Here is a 22,082-nt window from a genome sequence, read left to right on the forward strand (position 1 = left end):
CACTTGGTTGTGTCTGTTAATTCAAAGGCTTCGTATGATTGTTCGTGATAAAAGCAATGTGTTTAAACTATTATTTGCATGGAAAGGAACAATTTTACCCAAGGTTTTACCTGCACTGAGTTTTGTTGTCCTTATTTCAGCATGTGTAGTCTGGCTCTCTTATTATCATTGGATTCAAATTCCTACTGTACCCGCGATCGGATTTACTATCTTTGGTGTGATTCTTTCGATTTGTACAGGTTTTAGAAATAACGCGTGTTATGACCGTTGGTGGGAAGGCCGCAAACTTTGGGGTGCTTTAATTGCCAATGCCAGACATATCGTCAGAGATAGCCATGTTTTATCTAATGAACAACGTGAACATTTAATTCATCAGGTATTAATTTTTAGTAATTTATTGCGTGATCGTTTACGTCAACAAACAGTTGAACCAACCAAATTTCTTGAGCATGCCTATTTAAATAACTCTTCACTTAATTATTTAAATGAGCACATTAATGCGCCTCAGTTTGTACTCGAAAATATTCAAAAAGATTTAGTTAAAGTACTAAAAGATGGTGAAATTAGTGACATTATCTATAGCACTCTTAATCGCCATATTGTTGAACTAGGCAATATCCAAGCAGGTTGTGACCGAATTGCTGGTACGCCTTTGCCCTACTCTTATTCAGTACTTTTGCACCGTGCTGTTTACTGTTTCTGTTTCATATTACCGTTTAGCCTTGAAGCAGCTTTAGGCATCTGGACACCACTTATTGTCGGCTTAATCGCTTATATGTTTTTAGGTTTAGATGCCTTAAGTGCTCAAATTGAAGAACCTTTTGGGTTGCAAGAAAATGATTTACCGCTCGATTCTATTGTGCGTTTAATTGAACGAGAGTCTCTAAGCTCTTTAGGACAGCCATTACCCCCTATTATTGAAGCCCAAAATAACAATTTACTTTAATAAAAAAGAGCGAATCATCGCTCTTTTTTATAGGCTTAACTGTCTATTTATGGATGTACAATAATTTTAACTGCTGACTCATTGTTATGAATTAAGGTTTCAAAACCTTGTGAAATCAAATCATCAAGTTGAATACGCTGGGTAATAAAAGGTTCCAGATTTATTTTACCTTCTTCGACCAGTTTAATGGTTTCTTGATGGTCATTTACATAGGCAATGGTGCCTCGTACATCAAGCTCTTTCATTACCACACTGTGCACATTAATTGATGCTGGGTGGCTCCAAATCGAAACAATAACTATAACGCCTGTTGGTTTCACTGCCGCAACCAAGGTATCTAATACTTTATTAACGCTACTACATTCAAATGCGACATCGACACCATCGCCATTGGTAATTTTCATGACCTCAGAAACAACATCTACTTCTGACGGATCTAAAATATAATCTGCGACTCCCGACTCTTTGGCTTTTTCTTTACGTTTTGCACTTAGCTCAGTAATGATAACCTTAAGCCCTTTCGCTTTTAAAATTGCTGAAAGCAATAACCCGATTGGTCCTGCACCGCCAACCAGAGCAATATTACCTGCTTTAGCGCCACTACGTACAAAAGCATGATGACCAACCGATAACGGTTCAATTAAGGCTGCCTGATCTAATGGAATTTTATTGGAAATTGGATGCACCCAACGGCGTTTAACCGCAATTTTTTCCGATAAACCACCACCACGACCACCTAAACCAATAAAGTTCATATTTTTGGAAAGATGATAATTATCGCCCGGTCCAGTCGGTACATCATCCGCCACAATATAAGGTTCTACCACCACATGTTGACCAATTTCAATATCATCAACACCTTCACCTACGGCATAGACCACACCTGAAAATTCATGTCCCATGGTAATCGGTGCAGATTCACCTGAAATAGGATGTGGATGTCCACATGGTGGAATAAAAATTGGCCCTTCCATAAATTCATGCAAATCTGTACCACAGATTCCACACCAAGCCACCTTAATACCTACAGTACCGGGAGTGATTTCTGGTTCAGGGATATCTTCAATACGAATATCGCCTCTGTCATAAAAACGTGCTGCTTTCATTATTATCTCCCTCAATTCAGGATGTTGTTTTAGCGATAGACAATTCCGCCGTCCGTTAAAATGGATTGACCTGTAATATAGTCCGAATCTTCACTTGCCAGAAAAGCAACTAATGCCGCTACATCATCTGGTGTTTGGGCTCTACCTAAGGCAATGCCTTCCACATATTTTTTATAAGTTTCACCGATTGCTGCACCGGTAATTTCAGCAAAACGTTTATCAATGTCAACCCACATGTCTGTTCCGACAATTCCGGGGCAATATCCATTTACCGTAATACCGTGACTGGCATATTCTTTTGCCGCAGCTTGAGTGAGTGCACGTACTGCAAATTTGGTTGCCGAGTAAATACCGAGTAAAGCAAACCCATCATGGCCTGCAATTGAGCAAGCATTAATGATTTTACCTTTATGTTGGCGTTGCTTAAATTTTGCAGCTGCAGCCTGAATGCCCCACAGCACGCCACCAATATTGATATCAACAATTTTTTGAAATTCATCTGGTGTGATATCAGCAATCGCTTGAACTTGTGCAATTCCAGCATTATTAATCATGACATCAAACCCACCAAGGGTCTGTTCAGCATGATTTATAGCGGCGTACACTTGCTCGCGGTCACTTACGTCAGCAATAAATGTGCTCACATTTACACCTAAAGCCTGAATTTCCTGCTGTACATCGTTCAGTCGATCTTGTTTCATATCGATTAGTGCAATGTGTGCCCCTTCTTGCGCTAAGCGCAGGGCAATCCCACGGCCAATGCCTTGAGCTGCCCCAGTCACTAAAACAACTTTATTTTTTAATCCCTTAACCATGTTCAACTCCTGTAAATGTAGAATTTCTACATATGAATCGCTCGTTGCATTGAGGCCAAAATGGATTCATGCATGGCTTCTGATAATGTTGGATGTGGGAAAATCACTTGAGCTAAACTTTCATCAGTTGCTTCTAGATATTTAGCAATTGCAAAGCCTTGAATATGTTCGGTCACTTCATGGCCGACCATATGTGTTCCAAGTAATTCACCCGTTTCTGCATGTATCACCGTTTTAACGAAACCTGATGCATCTCCAATTGCCAAAGCTTTGCCATTTGCGGTTAAAGAAAACTTGCCAATTCGTATAGGTAGATTCTGAGCTTTTGCTGCGTTTTCAGTTAAACCAATACTCGCTACTTGTGGATGTGTAAAAATACAACCCGGAATCTGGCTACGATCGAGTGAATGTACGTTTTCTACACCAGCAATTTTCTCGACACATATCATGGCTTCATGGCTTGCTTTATGGGCAAGACACGGTGCTCCAGCAACATCCCCAATGGCATAAAGCCCTGCTACATTGGTTTTACAATAGTCATCAATTGCCACAAAACCTTGTGGATTCAGTTCTACACCTAAACCTTCTAGTCCTAGTCCTGCGGTATTAGGCTGTACACCAATTGCTGAAAGCACACGGTCAAAAACAAGCGTTTGAACGTTATTTGCCGTTTCAATTACACAGTGAACTTGTCCATTTTCAATTTGAATACTTTGAACGACAGCATCGGTTAAGACTTTCATTCCTCTTTGTTCAAACTGTTTCCTGACAAATTGAGCAACTTCTGCATCTTCTGTTGGTAAAATCTGCTTGGCTAAATCAATAAGTGTGACCTGACACCCCAAGTCTTGATAAAGGCTGGCAAACTCACTACCAATTGCACCTGAGCCTACAACCAGTAAACTTTTTGGTAACTGCTCTGGAACAAGCGCTTCTTTATAGCTCCACACATATGCTCCATCGACAGGAAGCTGAGGAACATGTCGAGCTTTAGCTCCGGTTGCCAAAATGATGTAGGGCGCACTCAAAGCCTGACTGTTACCTTGAGCATCGGTCACTTCAAGTTTTTCTTTAGCCGTCAGCTGAGCACGACCATTAAACACAGTTACCTGATTCTTCTTCAGCAAGTAATCGATGCCTTGTACTAACTGAGCTGATACTTGTCGGCTATGCTGCACAAGCTTTTGAATATCAAAATCGAGTTGGGATACCTGAAAACCAAACTGTCCAGCATGTTTAAACTGGGTTGCAAGCTCTGCCCCTGCAAGCAAAGCTTTAGTTGGAATACAGCCCCAATTTAGGCAAATTCCACCTAAATGTTGCTCTTCAACAATTGCGGTTTTTAACCCGAGCTGGGCTGCACGAATTGCAGCCACATACCCACCCGGTCCCGCGCCAATCACAATTAAATCAAATTGAGCTTCTGACATGCGAGTTCTCCTACACCAAAATTAAAGCAGGGTTTTCAACAAACTGCTTAAAGCTGGCCAAGAATTTCGCCCCAACTGCACCGTCAATGACTCGGTGATCGCATGACAACGTCGCTGTAACAATCTCACGAACCACGACATTACCATTTTCGACAACAGCGCGAGATTCAGAAGCACCTAATGCCATAATTGCGCCTTGCGGTGGATTAATAATGGCATCGAACTGTTTAATGCCTAACATTCCTAAATTTGAAATGCTAAAGCTGCCTCCCTGAAATTCATCAGGTTGTAACTTGCCAGTCTTGGCACGGGTTGCTAAATCACGCATGTCATCAGAAATCTGCGCTAACGATTTTTGATTTGCGGCTTTTACAATGGGTGTAATTAAGCCGTTTGGAATCGCTACAGCTACCGAAATATCTGCTTGAGAGAACTGTAAAATTGATTGAGTCGTCTCATCAAACTGAACATTCACCTCAGGTACTTTAATCAGTGCTGCTGCCGCTGCTTTAATTAGCATGTCATTAATAGAAAGTTTGACTTGTGGAACAGTCTCATTAATCTGTTTACGTAAATTTTGCAAAGCCTCTACGTTTAGATCGACCACTAAGCGGAAATGCGGTGCATTACGTTTTGCAGCCTGTAACCGTGAAGCAATCGCTTTACGCATACCATTCATTGCGACAGTAGTGATTGTCGATTGTGGTCGAGCAGCACATTGAGCAGATTGTTCATTTACCGATGCAGGATTATTACGATAGTAAACTGCCTCAACATCTTCTTTACAGACACGACCACGAGTACCTGAAACACGGCAGTCATTTAGATTAATACCCCATTGTTTTGCTAAACGGCGTGCCACAGGTGTCGCTGAAATTCGACTATCATCAGCCGTAGATTTAACCACTTTAGCTTGAGTTTGTTGCTTAATATCTGGCCATTGACCTCCAGCAGCTTGCACAGCTTTCTGGATGTCTTGAACACTAATGCGTCCTTCACGCCCCGTACCTGTGACTTTTGCCAAGTTCACATTGTGCTTTTCTGCAAGCTTTAACGCATGCGGTGTTGTAAACAATTCATCAGATGTTTGGCCTTGTAATGACTCTGGTACAGCATAGTCACCCTTAGCTACCTTTACAGGAGCTGGAGCACTAGCTGCTGCAGTCTGTGGTTGTTCTGCTTTTTCAACAACAGGTGCAGATGTCGCCACTGCGCTTTGTTCCAAAGGTGCTTCAGGGGCCTTAACTGCTGAACCACCTAGTGAGGCAATAAACTGCTCAATTTCTGCATCAGAAATTTCACTATCAGCACATACCGCAATAAGACCGCCGACAGGTAAAGTATCCCCATCTTTTGCTAAAATTTTACGGAGCTTTCCAGCAAAAGGCGCTTCTAATACATTGACGATTTTTGTGGTTTCAATTTCACAAATTTCATCGCCCTTATTAAAGCTATCGCCTTCTTTAATCAGCCATTGGGCAATCGTGCCTTCTTCCATGGATAATCCCCATTTTGGGATCTCCAGCGTTTTAATTTCGCTCATCCTAAGCCTCCAATGTTTTTCGCACAGCTTGCTCAATACGCTCTACACTTGGAATCCATTCTTTTTCTAAAACTGGAGAGAATGGAACAGGCGTATGTGGTGGCGTGACGAGTTCAACCGGTGCTTTCAAATAGTGGAAACCTTTTTGTGCGACCAGTGCAGCAACATCATGCCCAAAGCCACAGCGTGCCGCTGATTCATCCACAATAACCACACGCCCAGTCGATGCAACAGACTCTAAAATTCCTTCTTCATCAAGAGGTGAAATTGTTCGAGGGTCTACCACTTCAACCGAAATGCCATCTTTTGCCAGTTTGTCTGCTACTTCATTAGCGCGATGTACCATTAGTCCTAAAGCAATAATGGTCACATCTGTCCCTTCACGCGTGTAATTTGCTACACCAAAAGGAATGGTATAGGCATCATCTGGAACTTCACCTTTAATGTCATAGAGCATTTTATGCTCACAGAACACCACAGGGTCGTCATCTCGAATAGCCTGAATTAATAGCCCTTTTACGTCGTATGGGCTAGATGGAACCACAACTTTTAAGCCCGGAACCGCAGCAAATACGTTATATGGCGACTGCGAATGCTGAGCTGCCGCAGAGAAACCTGCACCAATCATTCCACGTACAACCATTGGCGCTTTTGCTTTTCCACCGAACATATAACGGAATTTAGCAGCTTGGTTATAGAGCATGTCATGACACACGCCGTAGAAATCCATAAACATTAAATCAGCAACAGGACGTAAACCTGTTGCAGCAGCACCAGCAGCCATACCAATAATTGCAGACTCGGTAATTGGCGTATCAATAACACGTTCTGAACCAAATTCAGTCCATAAGCCTTTGGTCACACCAAGTACACCACCGAAGCCTTCTAGCTCGTTATCTTCGGTATTTTTACCACCATGTCCACCGCGCACATCTTCACCAACAACAAAAACTGTTGGGTCGCGGCGCATTTCTGATTCAATGGCTTCTTTAATTGCATTACGAAAACTTTTATTTGGCATCTTTACTATTCCTTTAGTAAGAGACATAGACGTCGGTAAGGAGTTGTTCTGGTTTTGGATATGCCGCAGCGCGAGCTTTAGCAACTGCATCATCAACGTTTGCCTTAGATACAACATCGATCTCATCTAATTTGGCTTCATCAATTTTGCCTTTAACTTTTTCTCTGAAAATTTTCAAAGGGTCTTTATTTTCTTTAACGAAATCGACTTCCTCTTTTGAACGAATGAGGCCTGGGTCACCTTCAAAATGTCCATAAAAACGGTTAGTAATCGTCTCAATAACACTTGGACCTTCGCCACGGCGTGCACGTTCAATGGCAGTTTGAGCCGCTTCATAAACTGCAAAGAAATCGGTACCGTCAACTTTAACGGCTGGTAAACCAAAACCTGCTGCACGACCAGCAATATCTTTGCTTCCGACTGCGTAATCATGGCCAGTACCTTCGCCAAAGCCGTTATTTTCAAAGACAAAAATCACAGGAAGTTTAAGCACAACCGCCATGTTCATTGCTTCAAAAGTAAGGCCTTGGTTTGAACCACCATCACCTGTAAAAGACAGCCCGACACCGCCAGTTTTTAAGGTTTTTGCTGTTAGTGCTGCACCAATTGCTAAAGGAGGCCCACCACCTACAATCCCGTTAGCACCAAGCATGCCTTTATCTAAATCGGCAATATGCATAGAGCCGCCTTTTCCACGGCACAGCCCATCATCTTTACCGAAAATTTCCAGCATCATGCCGTGAATGTCACAACCTTTTGCAATACAGTGTCCATGTCCACGGTGTGTTGAAGTGATATAGTCTTTGTCGGTTAGGTTTTCACAAATTCCGACTGCTACAGCCTCTTCGCCGCTATATAAGTGAATAAAACCTGGAATATCACCATTGGTATTTTCTTCGTGAAGTCGATCCTCAAATTCACGAATATCACGCATGCTTTTATATGCTGCGAGTAATTGCTCTTCCGTTAATTGCATATCCTTTTCCTTTATTATCTTGATTTTAAAAATTCAACCAAGTTTCAAGCGAAAATCTAATTCGCTATAATTAATTAAACTCAAATTTAATATTTGATCTATTAGACTAAAAAGTTTTTATTTAAAATAATTCCGATTAAATCACTAATTTCAAAAACTTAACCAGCAAAAAATAATTAAAAAAAATTTTATTATTTTCATTGGTTTGCAAAACAAACCTTTAACCAACCTTTATTATTTTAGAATATTAGCCACATCTTGTGCTTGAATTAATTTTGATTTATTAAAAAGGTTTAAATAAATCTAAAATTCAAAAAAACAGGATTTTAAGTAAGTTTTAAATAAAATGGAATTAATAATATGGATTTTAAGAGAGAAGTGAAAACTGGTATTAAATTACGGGGAGCGGATAAAGTCGCTCGTATTCCTATTAAAATTTTACCAACAGAAGAGTTGCCGACTAAACCAGACTGGATTAGAGCAAAAATAACCGATTTTGAAGAAATCAAACGCATAAAAAATTTACTGCGCCAACAAAAATTACATAGTGTTTGTGAAGAGGCAGCATGCCCCAATCTACCCGAATGTTTTGGTGGAGGTACGGCAACATTTATGATTATGGGAGATATCTGTACTAGACGTTGCCCTTTTTGTGATGTCGCTCATGGTCGCCCAAAACCGCTAGACGAAGATGAACCTACGCATCTGGCAGAAACAGTCGCAAACCTAAAATTAAGATATGTCGTGATTACCTCTGTAGACCGTGATGATCTACACGATGGTGGTGCTGCACATTTTGTAAAGTGTATTGAAGAAATCAGAAAACGCTGCCCAGAAACACTGATTGAGATTTTAGTACCAGATTTTCGTGGTCGTTTAGAAACAGCTCTTTCAACTTTGAGCTTATCTCCACCTGATGTTTTTAATCACAATATTGAGACGGTTCCTCGTTTATATAAAGCGATGCGCCCAGGCTCAGACTATCAACACTCACTAGAGTTACTAAAACGCTTTAAAGCATATTGTCCTGATATCAAAACCAAGTCTGGTTTAATGGTTGGATTAGGAGAAATTGAAGCGGAAGTGCTTGCCCTACTCAATGACTTAAAAGATTATCAAGTAGACCTTGTTACCATTGGACAGTACTTACAGCCTTCAAAATCACATGCACCTATTCATCGTTTTGTAAGTTTACAAGAATTTGAAAGATACACACGACATGGTAAGCGATTAGGTTTTAAAAATATTTGGAGTGCACCTATGGTTCGTTCTAGCTATTTTGCTGATCGACAATATTTTGGAGAATCTGTACCCAAGCCTTTTAGTCGACAAGATGTCTTATCTTAATGGTCATGTAATTAACAAAACTTATCCAATAGGCTAATGGTCAAGACTCATAAAAGTATTTAAGGTAAGGAGATAACGAGGAAATAGTCAAAATAAAAAAGTTATAACAGTTGAGCGGCTACGGATACGCCATTTCAATGATAAAGGAATTTCGATATGGATATGTCAAAACAATTATCATCACCTTTTTTAGATACTACACCGCCATTATTCCGGCCAGAAAAATCATCTCACTCGAAACAATTAGGGAAAAAACCTCCAGTTGACCTAGATGCGGCTCCGTTATTTGACCTAACTGAAGAATGGGAACATTCATTATTTGGTCGTTCGATTCACGAGTGTCATCGGAATCTAATGCATATTGCCGAAGATGCCGATATGGCAATTGGTGTGACCGACCCACATGGCACTCTACTTTGGACATGGAGTAGTACACCTATGCGTTCATCGGCAGAGCAAGTCCACTTTGTTGAAGGTGGTCAGTGGTCTACTCAGGCAGTGGGACAAAATGCAATTGGTTTAGCATTAAATACTCATTCAGCTAACTGCGTTTACTCACACGAAAACCAAATGAATAGTGTAAGAGACTGGGTCTGTTATGCAGCACCGATTACCGATTCACACACTGGCCAATTTTATGGGATTATGAATTTATCGACTAAATATCAAAAGCATAATTCTCTTGGTCTTTTAGCTGTTGAAAGATGTGCTGATATTGTGAAGCAAGCAATTCAGCTTCATCAGAAAAATATTTTATATATTAAAGCCTTCGGCACACCTAAAGTTCAATATAACCAGCACAGCCTGACATTGACTCAACGTCAGATTGAAATTTTATGCATTCTGACACTTTGTCCTGAGGGAATTAACCTTGAAGAGCTTCACTATGCTTTATATGGCGATCGGCCAGTAAGTACCACAACTTTAAAAGCGGAACTTTCTCAACTCAGAAACCTAATACCGGATGTCATCGAGTCTCGCCCTTATAGACTTAACTGTGAAATTCAATGTGATTTCTTAATGGCAGAGCAAGCATTAAACCTAGGCTTCACATCGACTACCCTTACTCTCTATAGGGGAAATTTTTTAGCTAAATCAGAAAGTCCATTTTTGTGTGCATGGAGAGATTGCTTTGATGCTCGCTTGAGTCATGTGATTTATCAGATTGAAGATGTTGATCAACTATTACGAGTGGTCAGTCGTGTACCAGATCGTGTAGATGCTGTTGAGCGTTTGCTTGAATTATTACCTGAAGACACGCCTTATCGAACTAAACTTTTAAAACTACTCGAATAAAATAAAAGGGAGAATATCTATACAATATTCTCCCTTTTTCTAAAGTGAGATCAAGCAGAGGCTTGAAGCTGTACCTTATAGCAATCGTCTAAAGCTAATTCATAATAACGCAGCCCTTCTTCAGCAGCATGAAATGCTTTTTGCTGCCAATCTGGACGATCATTACATAAGCGCTTAATCAGCTCCATGGCTTCATAAGGGTGAAGATCATCATAGTGAGCATGCGCACGTAACCAAGCCAAAGAACGCTTATCGATCATTACTTCAGGATGATCAGTATAAGTATGAATACCTTTATAGACCTGAATGGACCAATCTCCCGTTGCCCATTCAATTGCCAGATTTGTTGCAGCGAGGCATTCTGCCAAATTACCGCGATGACTCATATTCCATAAAAAATGGTTCACCGCATTCATCGCAGCTGGCGGCCGCACGCTATCAAGCTGGTCTACAGTTAAACCAAAACCTCCTGCCCAATCGCGATACCATTTTAAGTGTCGCTCTTCTACCTTAATATTTTGGATTAACCAATCTCGTGCTTCTGTAACACCAGGTTCAGAAAAACCCGTTGCTTTGCCCAACGCCCCAGCCATATATGACGGGAAATGCGCGACTAATGGATAGAAATTAAGTAAAGCATAACGGAAACTATTTAGGCTCAATCCCCCATTGGCCATTTCCGAAAAAAACGGATGTTTACTCACCCGTTCTTTCGCTGGTAGCAGATCATCCCAGAACTGCTGTGACCATCCATTATGCGGTGTAATTTCTAAATGCATTCCATATTGATTTAGAGCAGTCATTGCTAATTTTCCTATTTATATGACAGCAATCATCTGTATTTCACGTTACAAGTCTATCCGAAAATGATAAAGATACAATCGTTAATCGACCATTTGTAACTTTTTTCGATGGATTGTGACTCTTTAGATAATTGTTACGCTAATCATTGAAATGTCGTGATTTTTATCACATTTAACTCAGATAAAAATCATTACTTTTTTAAAAAAACTGTATTATTATTTTGAATAAATCACACATTATATAATCAGTATTTTTAGATGGAACTTTACCAAAAATAAGTCTCATTTTATGACAACTTCCAATATAGAGAGCATTAATTATGAAGTTGCAGGGTTCCAATATATTGGGACAGGAACAAATAGATTTATTAACCACACGAGGATTAAACTTCGTATGGTTTCCAAAGCAGCTTGAAACGATTTATCGTTTTCAATACCAAAACGGTGCTGCCTATGAGTTCCGCTATAGAGCGCCTATTATTTTAATATTATATATATTTTTAAGCTTTGGTATATATCAAGTTTTACCAACTGAACAAGTTTTACCCTGGTTTAGTTATTATTCTTGGGTTGGTGTAATTATTTTTCTTGCGTGGATTTTATCGTTTATTAAAAAATTAAATCAGTACTTTGATTATTATGTAGGTGTCGGTTCAGCTTTAGCTGTGGCGATTACTTTTATTTTAATTAACGTCATTGAAAATGGCCAAGATAATGTTCTTTTTCATGCAGCGATGATGTATGCGATTGTGATTATCTATGGTGCAGTAGGTATGCGTTTTTATACCGCCATATTTGCTGGATGGGTCGGAGGACTTGTTGGAATTTTGGCAACCAATTACTTAAATGGAGTGATCGACTGGACCTTCCTGAACCGGACTTATACCTTCAGTAGTTTTTTGGGAATGACCCTTGCCTATGCAACTGACCGCCAACATCGAGAAAACTACTTACAAAACTGTATGATTGAGCTGAATCGTATTGAACTGATGCAGCAAGCACAGCAATTATCTTTACTTTCCCAGCAAGATGCACTTACAGGCTTAGCCAATCGACGCTATTTGGATGAAACACTAGATAATGAATGGCGACGTGCTTTACGACACGAAACGCCCCTGACCATCATGATGGTCGATATTGATTACTTTAAATCTTACAATGACACGTTAGGGCATCTAAAAGGTGATGAGTGCTTAAAAGAAATCGCAATTGCTATTTCTTCTATTGCTGCTCGTAGTGGTGATTTAGTGGCTCGTTATGGCGGCGAAGAATTTTTATTGTTATTCCCAATGACAAATGCACAGCAAGCTTTGATCCAAGTTGAACGTTTAATGAGTGCGATTGATAAAATTGCAATTAAGCACCCATGTAGTGATGTTTCACCACATGTCACCATTAGTGTTGGAGTCGCAACCACCATTCCACGTCTAAACGATTCAATTTCGGCTTTTGTAGCGCGTGCTGACCATGCTTTGTATAAAGCAAAAACGAATGGGCGTAATCAATATAAGATTGCTGTAAACGAAGAACAAATTGTAGATTTAACTTAAAAGTCAGACTTCTGTTCAAAATGAATTTTGACCAACGATTATCTCTCTTAGCTTTTTATAGCTCCTTTTTCAATTAAAATGAATAGACATATACAATTAGCTTTTCCATCCGTGGTAAAGCTAAAATATAATTTAGAAGCAATAGTATAAAAGACCAATTTTATTTAAGTTTAAACCAATCGTTAAAAACAACTTATATAAACTTAATAAATTCAGCGACCTTCCACACATTAATATCCTATTTTTAGATAATAAGAATTACAGGATTTAGTCAGTATAATATAGAAAAATTCCACTTTATTAGAACCCACCTTTCAGCTTCTTCCAAAATTTAATTAAAAAATAGAATAATGAATTTTGTTCTATTCTTTGCGGTACAGTAGAAATGGATTCAGCGGAAAATGGTAACATCGAAACAATATTCTCATGTATTGTTTCATAATTTGGATAAGCTTCTTTTTTTATTATTTCTATAATTTTTTGGATTTCATCAATAGATAAATTTAAAAATCTCTTAATTTCTTGGGCTGTTTTTGACTCAATAGACAATAAAGCACAAACTCTAGTGACATTAACAATCTGCTCTGCATGAATATTTTTAAAGTCTGGATAACAAACAAGCTTATAAATAATTTTTGTCTCTAAATTTTCTTTAGACACTTTATTCTCGTTACTTATTATACGTTCCTGATGACTTGTTTTGAAATATTCGTTCTTCTCAATATCTTGTAAAATATTGAGAAGCTCCTGATATCTTAATGGCCTCTTCAAACCATACTGATACCCTTTTAAAAGCTCAGGATTATTACTTAATACGATCTTAATTTTTTTAGGAATAAGTATGTTCGTATAACCGCTATCTAAATCAATAATATGTATATCTGGATTTTCATCACTATATGTCCAATTCCCTAAAAGATGAGATGACAAAGATAAATCATGAATAACTTTTATCATTGCCTCTAGATTTTTAGGCAACAGCCTATCCTTTGACATACAGCCAACTCTATATGTGCACTGATTCATTGATATTTCCCCAATTTCAATGATGACTTTAAAAATTATTTGTTTAAAGTAATAAAAAATTAAATATGTAATAAACTTATATAAAGGCAATTTGAGTAAAATTACCTTTAACAGATAAATATAAATATTTGGGTGCAGTAAAATTAACAATATTTAATTGCCAATATCTACAGATGAATATACTCAAAATAAATCGCAGAATATTATATTTATATAAATATTATAAGACAAGACAATAATTTAAAATTTAATCAAACTTCAGTATAATAAAAACTTAAAACCCCATATTTAAATTAAATACGGGGTTTTAAGTACTATAATCAAAAATATGATTAAGGTTCAATTGGAGCAAATGGCGGAATAACATCCGCATTTTGAGCACGATGACGTAAAAAATGATCCATTAAAACAATCGCTAGCATTGCTTCTGCAATCGGTGTTGCACGTACACCTACACATGGATCATGACGGCCTTTAGTCAACACATCGGTATCTTCGCGATTTAAATTAATTGTTTTACCTGGTGTCGTAATGCTTGCTGTTGGTTTTAGTGCAATAGCAACTCGAATAGACTGACCACTTGAGATACCGCCCAAAATCCCACCAGCATGATTCGCTAAAAAGCCATTACTGGTCAATTCATCACGTGTTTCATGACCAAATTGTCCAGCAACTGCAAAACCATCACCAATTTCTACACCTTTAACCGCATTAATGCTCATCATCGCATGAGCAATGTCAGCATCTAAACGATCAAAAACAGGTTCACCCCAGCCTACAGGAACTTTTTCAGCTACAATTTCTAGCTTAGCACCGCAGCTTGTTCCTTGTTCACGTAAAGAAGTCACCAAAGCTTCAAAACGTGAAACAGCATCTACGTCACCACAGAAAAATGGATTATTCGGAACTTCATTCCAATCCAGTTTTTCGGCAACTTCATTGCCAATTTGAGTAACGTGTCCACGAATCAAGACGCCAAATTTTTCTGCTAAATATTTTTTAGCAATTGCACCCGCTGCAACACGCATAGCAGTTTCACGAGCACTTGAACGGCCACCGCCACGATAGTCACGAAAACCGTATTTTTGCGTATATGTATAGTCGGCATGGCCAGGTCTAAAAGTTTGGGCAATATTGCCGTAATCTTTTGATTTCTGATCAGTATTCTCAATCAATAAACCAATTGGCGTGCCTGTCGTTTTGCCTTCAAAAACACCTGAAATAATTTTAACTTGATCAGGCTCTTTACGTTGAGTCGCAAACTTAGAAGTACCTGGTTTACGACGGTCAAGATCTTTTTGCAAGTCTTCTTCAGACAGCTCAAGGCCTGGTGGCACACCATCCACAATTGCCATTAAGCCAACGCCATGAGACTCACCACAAGTGGTTACACGAAAGAGTTGCCCAATAGTGTTCCCTGCCATATACCCAACTCCTTATATTTGCTCTTCAAATAGTTTTCTATAACGGCGACATTGTTCAGCAGTCAAAGCAAAAATACCTGAACCGCCTTTTTGGAAAGTGAGCCAGTTGAAATCAATCGTATTAAAGTTTTGACGCATTGACCATTCAGAATTACCTACTTCAATGACAATTAGGCCATCTTCAGTTAAATAATCTGCCGCTTCTGCAAGCATTTTACGAACTAAGTCTAAACCATCTTGGCCTGCTGCCAATGCAAGTTCAGGTTCATGTAAAAATTCTTCTGGTAAGTCAGCCATATCTTCAGCATCAACGTACGGCGGATTACTTACAATCAAATCATACTGATTTTCAGCTGGAATCTTGGCAAATAGATCTGATTCAAGCAATGCAACTTGATATTGCTTATTGTGGTGTTCAGTATTAATTGAAGCAACTTCTAACGCTTCTTTAGAGATGTCAGTTGCGTCTATTTCAGCGTCTGGATATGCATAAGCCAAAGCAACCGCAATACATCCAGAACCTGTACACATATCTAAAATACGGTGTGGAGTTTTAGGCTTTGCATTTTCTGGCAAATTATTGAGGGCTTCGCGCATTTGCCCATTTTCATCTAAACAATATGGTGCAAAACGTTGCTCAATTAATTCTGCAATTGGTGAACGTGGAATGAGTACACGCTCATCTACATAGAATGGCTTATTAAAGAAATAAGCAAGGTTTAATAAATAAGATGTTGGAATACGGTCATTAATACGACGTTCCAATAAGCTTAAAAATTCTGCTTTCTCACTTGGTAATAACTTCGCATCTAGAATTTCTGCGTCTGCTGACCATTCAAGAGATAAGGTTTGTAAAACTAATGCAGAGCTTTCTGCAAAATAATCTTCAGTACCTTGTCCTAAATGTGCATCATGTTGACGTAATGCTGATACCCCAAAACGAATGAAATCTCGAATTGTTGATAAATTTTCAGCCGCTTCCTGTAAATTTTCAGGGCTAATCGTCGGTCGCTCCACTTAGGCGTCTCCAAAGGCAAATTTTGCAAAGTGACTATTCTACTGAGTGAGGTACAGCAAAGCAACGCTTTGCCCTATGAACCGGAGTTTTACAGGCCTATCTCGAACAATCACACGTTAAAATCAGAATACTTTGTTTTAATTATAAAATAATGAAATTTAATTTAGATGTTCAAAACAAAAAACAGCCCTTAAATGGAGGGCTGTTCTTAAAGTTTAATTCGTTTTAAAGCTTAAGCTTTTCGGCAACATAATCAGAGTCTTTATCTCCACGACCTGATAGATTCACTACAATCATGGTTTCTTTTGCTAATTGGGGAGCTTCACGAATTGCCCATGCGACAGCGTGTGAGCTTTCAAGCGCAGGAACAATACCCTCAACACGAGAAAGTGTCATAAAAGCATCTAAACACTCTTGGTCAGTTGCAGTGCTATATTCAACACGTCCTAAATCTTTTAAGAAACTATGTTGTGGCCCAACACCCGGATAGTCTAGCCCTGAAGCAATAGAATGCACAGGTAAAGGTTCACCAGCCTCATTCTCAAGAACATAACACGCCATACCGTGAATTTGACTTGGCTTACCTAAAGTTAGCGTCGCTGAATGCATATTAGTGTCTAAACCATGTCCAGCCGGTTCAACCCCAACAAGTTTTACATCTGGATCATTTAAAAATGCAGTAAATGCGCCTATTGCATTTGAACCACCACCTACACATGCCACTACATAATCAGGGCTTTTTCCAAATCGTTGATGCGTTTGATCTTTAATTTCATTACCAATAATAGATTGAAAATCGCGAACCATTTTAGGAAATGGATGTGGTCCCACAACAGAACCAATGGCATATATAAAGTTTTTTGGGTCTTTTAAATATTCTTCAAATGCACTATCTACAGCATCTTTTAATGTTGCTGTACCACGTGTTACCGCCACCAAATGAGCACCCAAAATTTTCATTTTGACTACATTTGGATGTTCTTTTTCAATATCGACTTGCCCCATGTGAATTTCACACGGAATTCCCACTAATGCACAAGCAGTTGCCAAAGCGACCCCATGCTGACCAGCACCTGTTTCAGCAATAACTTTCTTTTTCCCCATATATTTAGCAAGTAAAGCTTCACCTAAACAGTGATTAATTTTGTGAGCACCTGTGTGGTTCAAATCTTCACGCTTTAAATAAATTTGTGCACCACCTAACTGTTCAGATAAACGCTTCGCATAAAATAAAGGACTTGGACGGCCTACATAATTTGTAAAGAGGTCTGATAATTCATTTTGAAATTCAGCTGTATGGCGAATTTCTTCATAAGCAACATTAATTTCATCCATTGCTTCTTTTAAATGTGGAGGAATAAATTGTCCACCATATTCACCAAAAAATCCTTGTTCATTCGGCAAAGCAATACCGTTAATTTGATGTTGCATATCATCCCTCTTTTTTAAATTATTAAAGTTATTAAGCTTATCGAGAAAGGTAACGCGTCAAATCCTCAATGCCTTTTAGCGTCATTGGATACATATGATTTTCAAAAATCTCTTTAATCCAACCAATGGTCTGAGTGTAATGCCAATACCCTTCTGTTTCAGGGTTTAACCATGCTGTTTTATCAAAATGCTGACGTAGGCGACGTAACCAAACTTCACCTGTTTCATCATTCATGTATTCAACCGAGCCACCCACCGATTTCAGCTCATACGGTGCCATACTGGCATCACCCACTACAATTACACGATAGTCGCGTCCATAGGTGTGAAACAGATCCCATGTGTTCATGCGGGTTGCTGTTCTTCGGTAGTTATCTTTCCAGACATAATCATAGAGACAATTATGGAAATAGAAGTATTCGAGTGTCTTAAACTCACTTTTAGCAGCACTAAACAGTTTTTCGCATTGAGCAATGTGAGCATCCATCGAACCACCCACATCAAACAACATCAGTACTTTTATTCGATTTCGACGCTCAGGTACCATTTGAACATCTAAAATACCTTGCTTGGCTGTTTCACGGATTGTACCGTCAACATCCAACTCTTCAGCTGCACCTTGGCGCGCAAATTTTCGCAAACGGCGCAAAGCAATTTGCATCTGACGAGTACCAAGGACTTGGTCGTCATCCAGATTTTGGTATTTACGTTGTTCCCAGACTTTAACTGCCGAACGTTTACGCCCTGGTCCACCAATTCTGACGCCTTCTGGATGATCTCCAAAGGCTCCAAAAGGTGAAGTGCCTCCAGTACCCACCATGCGGTTACCACCCTGATGTTTTTTATGCTGTTCGCGTAACCGCTCTTCCAACATTTTCATCAGTTCTTCTAAGGAACCTGCTTTTTGGAGTTCTGCTCGTTGTTCAGGAGTTAAATGCTTCTCTAGAAGTTCTAAATCAAACCAGTCTTTTGGTAACTTATGAACTTGTTTGAGTAACTCATCCAGATCAAAGGTTTCAATGCCGTCAAAGTAGTCTTTCATGGAACGATCGAACTTGTCAAAAAAGCGCTCATCTTTAACTAAAATTGTTTTAGCAAGTTGATAGAACTCTTCTTGATCGGCAAAAACTAAACCTTCACTTACTGCACGGTTTAAGTCAATAAGCTCACGAGTTGTAACTGGAACACCGTATTTACGTAAGGTGTAAAATAACCGCACAAACATGGGTTATTCCCTCCTTTAACGTCGAGACATGAAAGCCAAACGTTCGAGGAGTTGTACATCCTGCTCGTTTTTGATCAGCGCACCATATAAAGGTGGAATAGCTTTAGATGTATCTCGATTGCGTAATACATCTTCTGGCATATCATCTGCCATGAGCAAGCTTAGCCAATCAATTAACTCTGAGGTTGATGGTGGTTTCTTCAAATTAGGAATTTCACGTAATTTAAAGAAAACCTGTAAAGCTTCGTTTACTAATGTTGCAGAAATATTTGGGAAATGAACCGCAATGATTTCTCGCATTGTAGTTTCATCTGGAAACTCAATGTAATGAAAGAAACAACGACGCAAGAAAGCATCTGGTAATTCTTTTTCATTATTCGAAGTAATAATTACAATTGGGCGTTGTGTTGCCGTAATGGTTTCATTGGTTTCATAAACATAAAAAGACATTTTATCGAGTTCATGCAGCAAGTCATTTGGAAACTCAATATCGGCTTTGTCAATTTCATCAATTAACAAAACACAACGCTCTTCACTCGTGAAAGCTTCCCACAATTTACCGGGTTTAATATAGTTCTTAATATCGTAAACTCGATCATCACCTAACTGGCTGTCTCTTAAACGAGAAACCGCATCATATTCATACAACCCTTGCTGCGCTTTGGTTGTCGATTTGATATGCCAAGTGATCAGTTTTAAACCTAAACTTTGTGCTACCTGTTCAGCAAGTAAAGTTTTACCCGTGCCAGGTTCACCCTTAATGAGTAAAGGCTTTTGTAAAGCACGAGCTGCTTTTACAGCGAGCTTAAGACTATCAGTCGCGATATATTGATCTGTACCAGTAAAATGTTGGGTATCAGCAGACATGTAAAGACCTTATTTTTCTATTTCAATGGTTAGATGGAACGCATGCTTTTGTTCGTTGAATATTTTGACCAACAATATCCAATCACCAAACCTAGACCAACTACAAACAGAATTAAAGATAAATTTGACCAAATTAGAGGGCTATCTTTGGTTAAAACACCAAATAGTAGTCCAAAAATAGCCGGTGCTACCGATGCATTCGGTCCTTCAGACACTGTTGGTGTAACTAAAATAGCAAAGACAATAAGCCAACTAATTGCACCAAAAGTTGTAGGAAGGCGACGCATTAATCGCCACCAACACCATAAAGCAATAATAGCGCCTATTCCATAAGCTGTTAAAGCAATAACACCTTCAGGAACAACATCCAAAAAAGAGAATAATTGATTCATTATTCCAGTTTGATCTTCACGCACCACGTAAGCCCTCTGGTTCAACCGCATTTGGGTTAATTAACCCTTCTGGCGGCATCTGAATAAAGAAACCTTTTGTTTGTAATGAGTCTAAAACATGTAAAACATTAGCACGCGCCAATTTACGTGTTGGAGCTAATTCTAAATGCATGACAAACGTTGCACGACCAAACGCTTGTACAACAGCTTCAGGAATATTTTCAAACGGATCAGCTTGTTCCGTATCGTCAGGATAGTTTGGACGAGCAATATACATGTACATTTCATCTTTTTTGCTCGATCTATAAATATCACAGTGCATTTCAAATCAACTCTTGAACTAAGGACAGCATACATGAAAAAAAACGACTCACACACGCAGGTTTGTTTACGCATCAGTCGTTTTTTTAATTCTTGGGAAATATTAACCTACAACATTGATTAAGGTCGATAATAACTTTGTTCCAGATAAAAGCTGGGTACCACAGTAAATTGACAAACATTTGATTTTAAACATTAAATATAGTTTTTAACTTCAATAAAATAAAAACAATTTTTAGGAAAAAAGAAAAAATGTTCGTTACTGAGTACTTTTTGTGATCTATTTTTAATACTTTCGCACATTAATACTATGAAATTTATGACATTAAAGTGAGTTATTACATTTTAAAATTCACATTTAACTAAAACTTCTAACCACTTAATACACATTGGCAGACATTACTTAACTGGTTTAAATTATCAGCATGTTTAAATATTAAATATCTTAATTATAGATGTGGAGGATGAACTTATGCCTCGCGGTGATAAAACAGCTTACACAGCAAAGCAAAAACGTCAGGCTAAACATATTGTTGAGAGTGAAGTAGATAGAGGTCACTCTCAAGAAGAAGCCGAACGAATTGCATGGTCTACTGTCAATAAACAAGATGGTGGCGGTAAGAAAAAGTCTCACTAAAACAAACATTAAGTACTTCTTTAGCTTTGTTTAAAGAAGTACTTTCATCAAAGACAAATTAATGGTGTTTAGAAAACTCGAGAGCTCTTTATATAGTCATCGCTTACTTGATTTAAGGCACTCAAAATAGCGCTATCATTTTGACTTAACAGAGCTTCATTTAAACATTCCATGTAATCTATAAGCATAGTCTTAGAAGTGTTGGCAAATTCAGAGGTTACTGCTTCATCTTCATATAAAATCACGTAACTACGTGCAAAACCATAAATTAGATAGACGGCAGCTTTTTCTTTTGTATTTTGAGATTCTTTAAGAGACTGTTCACAAGCATTTTTTAAATCTTTAAATGCATCTGTACCAGTAGATTGATTTTTGAAAGATAAAAGTATTTTTTGGAAGTTCATATCCATATTCCACTCAAAAAGTAAAGCTACAGAAGATGATAAAACCTGTCAAATAAAATCATGATTAATATAAGTTTAATTGTAAATAAATTTATATTTCTTTAGCACTATATAAAAGACCGCTCACAAAAGAGCAGCCTAATAAAAATCGATATTTAAAAGCTTATTTCTATCGTTATTGTAGTACCAGAGTGTTCAATATTGGTTGAAATATTGAAGCCTCTCCCCTTAAGTTCCTCTTCTACTGACGTAAGATGATCAGGGCTTACAGCATCAATAGGAAACTGAAAAGTTGCTTTTCTTTTCCCTGCTTTAGATTCAGTTTCAGTACCAGTTAAAATTTTTTCCAGCATGGTCTCTTGATTGATTTTAAAATTTTTAGCATTTTGGCGCGCTTGTTCAGCACTAAAGTTGTTAAGCATATTTATCTCTCTAATTATTCATTCAATTCAATTTATAACATAAAGAAAAGATCATCAATATTAAGATATTGATCATTTTAAA

22 protein-coding genes are annotated in these 22,082 nt (G+C 38.4%); 5 read left to right on the top strand and 17 right to left on the bottom strand.

The features are described from left to right. The first annotated feature begins 34 nt into the window (after window positions 1-34). Entirely contained in the window at window positions 35-946 is a 912-nt protein-coding gene (locus tag MMY79_RS10225) for a bestrophin family protein (RefSeq protein WP_126646254.1), read from the top strand. A 47-nt stretch (window positions 947-993) separates the two neighbouring features. Here the strand turns inward: MMY79_RS10225 and MMY79_RS10230 are convergent, their stop codons facing one another. Genes MMY79_RS10230 through MMY79_RS10255 form a run of 6 tightly spaced genes read right to left on the bottom strand, consistent with a single transcriptional unit; the run spans window position 994 to window position 7,837 of the window. Beyond that, entirely contained in the window at window positions 994-2,052 is a 1,059-nt protein-coding gene (locus tag MMY79_RS10230) for a 2,3-butanediol dehydrogenase (RefSeq protein ID WP_252608188.1), read from the bottom strand. A gap of 29 nt (window positions 2,053-2,081) precedes the next feature. Continuing rightward, window positions 2,082-2,867, bottom strand: coding sequence for an acetoin reductase (locus MMY79_RS10235; protein ID WP_252608190.1), 786 nt, complete (start codon window positions 2,865-2,867; stop codon window positions 2,082-2,084). Between the two features lie 26 nt (window positions 2,868-2,893). Further along, entirely contained in the window at window positions 2,894-4,297 is a 1,404-nt protein-coding gene (gene lpdA, locus MMY79_RS10240) for a dihydrolipoyl dehydrogenase (protein ID WP_252608192.1), read from the bottom strand. A gap of 10 nt (window positions 4,298-4,307) precedes the next feature. Then, window positions 4,308-5,840: a 2-oxo acid dehydrogenase subunit E2 gene (locus MMY79_RS10245; RefSeq protein WP_252608194.1), complete on the bottom strand. Its 1,533-nt coding sequence runs from the start codon at window positions 5,838-5,840 to the stop codon at window positions 4,308-4,310. A 1-nt stretch (window position 5,841) separates the two neighbouring features. Further along, the gene (locus tag MMY79_RS10250) at window positions 5,842-6,861 is read right to left on the bottom strand and encodes an alpha-ketoacid dehydrogenase subunit beta (protein WP_005304999.1); all 1,020 of its coding nucleotides are present in this window, start codon (window positions 6,859-6,861) and stop codon (window positions 5,842-5,844) included. A gap of 13 nt (window positions 6,862-6,874) precedes the next feature. Beyond that, window positions 6,875-7,837 carry a thiamine pyrophosphate-dependent dehydrogenase E1 component subunit alpha gene (locus tag MMY79_RS10255; RefSeq protein ID WP_252608197.1) on the bottom strand — a complete coding sequence of 321 codons (963 nt, stop codon included), beginning with the start codon at window positions 7,835-7,837 and terminating at the stop codon, window positions 6,875-6,877. A gap of 360 nt (window positions 7,838-8,197) precedes the next feature. On the opposite strand from MMY79_RS10255, the gene lipA reads away from it, so the two are divergent. Continuing rightward, window positions 8,198-9,184 carry a lipoyl synthase gene (gene lipA / locus MMY79_RS10260; protein WP_252608199.1) on the top strand — a complete coding sequence of 329 codons (987 nt, stop codon included), beginning with the start codon at window positions 8,198-8,200 and terminating at the stop codon, window positions 9,182-9,184. Window positions 9,185-9,340: 156 nt separating this feature from the next. Then, window positions 9,341-10,480 carry a transcriptional regulator gene (locus MMY79_RS10265; RefSeq protein WP_252608201.1) on the top strand — a complete coding sequence of 380 codons (1,140 nt, stop codon included), beginning with the start codon at window positions 9,341-9,343 and terminating at the stop codon, window positions 10,478-10,480. A 50-nt stretch (window positions 10,481-10,530) separates the two neighbouring features. Here MMY79_RS10265 and MMY79_RS10270 read toward each other — a convergent pair whose 3' ends face one another. Further along, window positions 10,531-11,283 (bottom strand): iron-containing redox enzyme family protein, encoded by a 753-nt coding sequence (locus tag MMY79_RS10270; protein WP_252608203.1) that lies wholly within the window; start codon window positions 11,281-11,283, stop codon window positions 10,531-10,533. Window positions 11,284-11,603: 320 nt separating this feature from the next. Here MMY79_RS10270 and MMY79_RS10275 point away from each other — a divergent pair, with 320 nt between their 5' ends. Then, window positions 11,604-12,833: a GGDEF domain-containing protein gene (locus MMY79_RS10275; RefSeq protein ID WP_252608205.1), complete on the top strand. Its 1,230-nt coding sequence runs from the start codon at window positions 11,604-11,606 to the stop codon at window positions 12,831-12,833. A gap of 300 nt (window positions 12,834-13,133) precedes the next feature. Here the strand turns inward: MMY79_RS10275 and MMY79_RS10280 are convergent, their stop codons facing one another. The 8 genes from MMY79_RS10280 to MMY79_RS10315 all read right to left on the bottom strand — a co-directional run bounded on the left by MMY79_RS10280 (window position 13,134) and on the right by MMY79_RS10315 (window position 20,538). Next, the gene (locus tag MMY79_RS10280; RefSeq protein ID WP_252608207.1) at window positions 13,134-13,859 is read right to left on the bottom strand and encodes a hypothetical protein; all 726 of its coding nucleotides are present in this window, start codon (window positions 13,857-13,859) and stop codon (window positions 13,134-13,136) included. 332 nt (window positions 13,860-14,191) lie between these two features. Beyond that, entirely contained in the window at window positions 14,192-15,283 is a 1,092-nt protein-coding gene (gene aroC, locus MMY79_RS10285; protein WP_252608209.1) for a chorismate synthase, read from the bottom strand. A gap of 12 nt (window positions 15,284-15,295) precedes the next feature. Next, on the bottom strand, window positions 15,296-16,300 hold the full coding sequence (prmB, locus tag MMY79_RS10290) for a 50S ribosomal protein L3 N(5)-glutamine methyltransferase (RefSeq protein WP_252608210.1): 1,005 nt from the start codon (window positions 16,298-16,300) through the stop codon (window positions 15,296-15,298). Between the two features lie 226 nt (window positions 16,301-16,526). Continuing rightward, window positions 16,527-17,732: a tryptophan synthase subunit beta gene (trpB, locus tag MMY79_RS10295; protein ID WP_252608212.1), complete on the bottom strand. Its 1,206-nt coding sequence runs from the start codon at window positions 17,730-17,732 to the stop codon at window positions 16,527-16,529. 37 nt (window positions 17,733-17,769) lie between these two features. Then, window positions 17,770-18,957, bottom strand: coding sequence for a VWA domain-containing protein (locus MMY79_RS10300; RefSeq protein WP_252608214.1), 1,188 nt, complete (start codon window positions 18,955-18,957; stop codon window positions 17,770-17,772). 15 nt (window positions 18,958-18,972) lie between these two features. Beyond that, window positions 18,973-19,824: a MoxR family ATPase gene (locus MMY79_RS10305; RefSeq protein ID WP_252608216.1), complete on the bottom strand. Its 852-nt coding sequence runs from the start codon at window positions 19,822-19,824 to the stop codon at window positions 18,973-18,975. A gap of 29 nt (window positions 19,825-19,853) precedes the next feature. Next, entirely contained in the window at window positions 19,854-20,240 is a 387-nt protein-coding gene (locus MMY79_RS10310) for a hypothetical protein (RefSeq protein ID WP_252608218.1), read from the bottom strand. Then, a complete protein-coding gene (locus MMY79_RS10315; RefSeq protein WP_289781475.1) occupies window positions 20,233-20,538 on the bottom strand; it encodes a YcgL domain-containing protein in 306 nt (101 codons plus the stop codon). The genes MMY79_RS10310 and MMY79_RS10315 overlap by 8 nt, the downstream gene beginning before the upstream one ends. Before the next feature lie 471 nt (window positions 20,539-21,009). Here MMY79_RS10315 and MMY79_RS10320 point away from each other — a divergent pair, with 471 nt between their 5' ends. Next, the gene (locus MMY79_RS10320; protein ID WP_002113596.1) at window positions 21,010-21,174 is read left to right on the top strand and encodes a hypothetical protein; all 165 of its coding nucleotides are present in this window, start codon (window positions 21,010-21,012) and stop codon (window positions 21,172-21,174) included. Window positions 21,175-21,242: 68 nt separating this feature from the next. Here MMY79_RS10320 and MMY79_RS10325 read toward each other — a convergent pair whose 3' ends face one another. Beyond that, the gene (locus MMY79_RS10325; protein ID WP_252608222.1) at window positions 21,243-21,578 is read right to left on the bottom strand and encodes a hypothetical protein; all 336 of its coding nucleotides are present in this window, start codon (window positions 21,576-21,578) and stop codon (window positions 21,243-21,245) included. A 155-nt stretch (window positions 21,579-21,733) separates the two neighbouring features. Then, the gene (locus MMY79_RS10330) at window positions 21,734-22,000 is read right to left on the bottom strand and encodes a hypothetical protein (protein ID WP_252608224.1); all 267 of its coding nucleotides are present in this window, start codon (window positions 21,998-22,000) and stop codon (window positions 21,734-21,736) included. Window positions 22,001-22,082 lie beyond the last annotated feature (82 nt).

It is taken from the genome of Acinetobacter sp. XS-4 (assembly GCF_023920705.1).
In the GTDB taxonomy this organism is placed as follows: domain Bacteria; phylum Pseudomonadota; class Gammaproteobacteria; order Pseudomonadales; family Moraxellaceae; genus Acinetobacter.

Bases quoted from the DNA above. Each gene is read 5' to 3' on its own strand.
- MMY79_RS10225 (WP_126646254.1), top strand. From the start codon at position 35: ATGATTGTTCGTGATAAAAGCAATGTGTTTAAACTATTATTTGCATGG.
- MMY79_RS10230 (WP_252608188.1), bottom strand. From the start codon at position 2,052: ATGAAAGCAGCACGTTTTTATGACAGAGGCGATATTCGTATTGAAGAT.
- MMY79_RS10235 (WP_252608190.1), bottom strand. From the start codon at position 2,867: ATGGTTAAGGGATTAAAAAATAAAGTTGTTTTAGTGACTGGGGCAGCT.
- lpdA (WP_252608192.1), bottom strand. From the start codon at position 4,297: ATGTCAGAAGCTCAATTTGATTTAATTGTGATTGGCGCGGGACCGGGT.
- MMY79_RS10245 (WP_252608194.1), bottom strand. From the start codon at position 5,840: ATGAGCGAAATTAAAACGCTGGAGATCCCAAAATGGGGATTATCCATG.
- MMY79_RS10250 (WP_005304999.1), bottom strand. From the start codon at position 6,861: ATGCCAAATAAAAGTTTTCGTAATGCAATTAAAGAAGCCATTGAATCA.
- MMY79_RS10255 (WP_252608197.1), bottom strand. From the start codon at position 7,837: ATGCAATTAACGGAAGAGCAATTACTCGCAGCATATAAAAGCATGCGT.
- lipA (WP_252608199.1), top strand. From the start codon at position 8,198: ATGGATTTTAAGAGAGAAGTGAAAACTGGTATTAAATTACGGGGAGCG.
- MMY79_RS10265 (WP_252608201.1), top strand. From the start codon at position 9,341: ATGGATATGTCAAAACAATTATCATCACCTTTTTTAGATACTACACCG.
- MMY79_RS10270 (WP_252608203.1), bottom strand. From the start codon at position 11,283: ATGACTGCTCTAAATCAATATGGAATGCATTTAGAAATTACACCGCAT.
- MMY79_RS10275 (WP_252608205.1), top strand. From the start codon at position 11,604: ATGAAGTTGCAGGGTTCCAATATATTGGGACAGGAACAAATAGATTTA.
- MMY79_RS10280 (WP_252608207.1), bottom strand. From the start codon at position 13,859: ATGAATCAGTGCACATATAGAGTTGGCTGTATGTCAAAGGATAGGCTG.
- aroC (WP_252608209.1), bottom strand. From the start codon at position 15,283: ATGGCAGGGAACACTATTGGGCAACTCTTTCGTGTAACCACTTGTGGT.
- trpB (WP_252608212.1), bottom strand. From the start codon at position 17,732: ATGCAACATCAAATTAACGGTATTGCTTTGCCGAATGAACAAGGATTT.
- MMY79_RS10300 (WP_252608214.1), bottom strand. From the start codon at position 18,957: ATGTTTGTGCGGTTATTTTACACCTTACGTAAATACGGTGTTCCAGTT.
- MMY79_RS10305 (WP_252608216.1), bottom strand. From the start codon at position 19,824: ATGTCTGCTGATACCCAACATTTTACTGGTACAGATCAATATATCGCG.
- MMY79_RS10315 (WP_289781475.1), bottom strand. From the start codon at position 20,538: ATGCACTGTGATATTTATAGATCGAGCAAAAAAGATGAAATGTACATG.
- MMY79_RS10320 (WP_002113596.1), top strand. From the start codon at position 21,010: ATGCCTCGCGGTGATAAAACAGCTTACACAGCAAAGCAAAAACGTCAG.
- MMY79_RS10325 (WP_252608222.1), bottom strand. From the start codon at position 21,578: ATGAACTTCCAAAAAATACTTTTATCTTTCAAAAATCAATCTACTGGT.
- MMY79_RS10330 (WP_252608224.1), bottom strand. From the start codon at position 22,000: ATGCTTAACAACTTTAGTGCTGAACAAGCGCGCCAAAATGCTAAAAAT.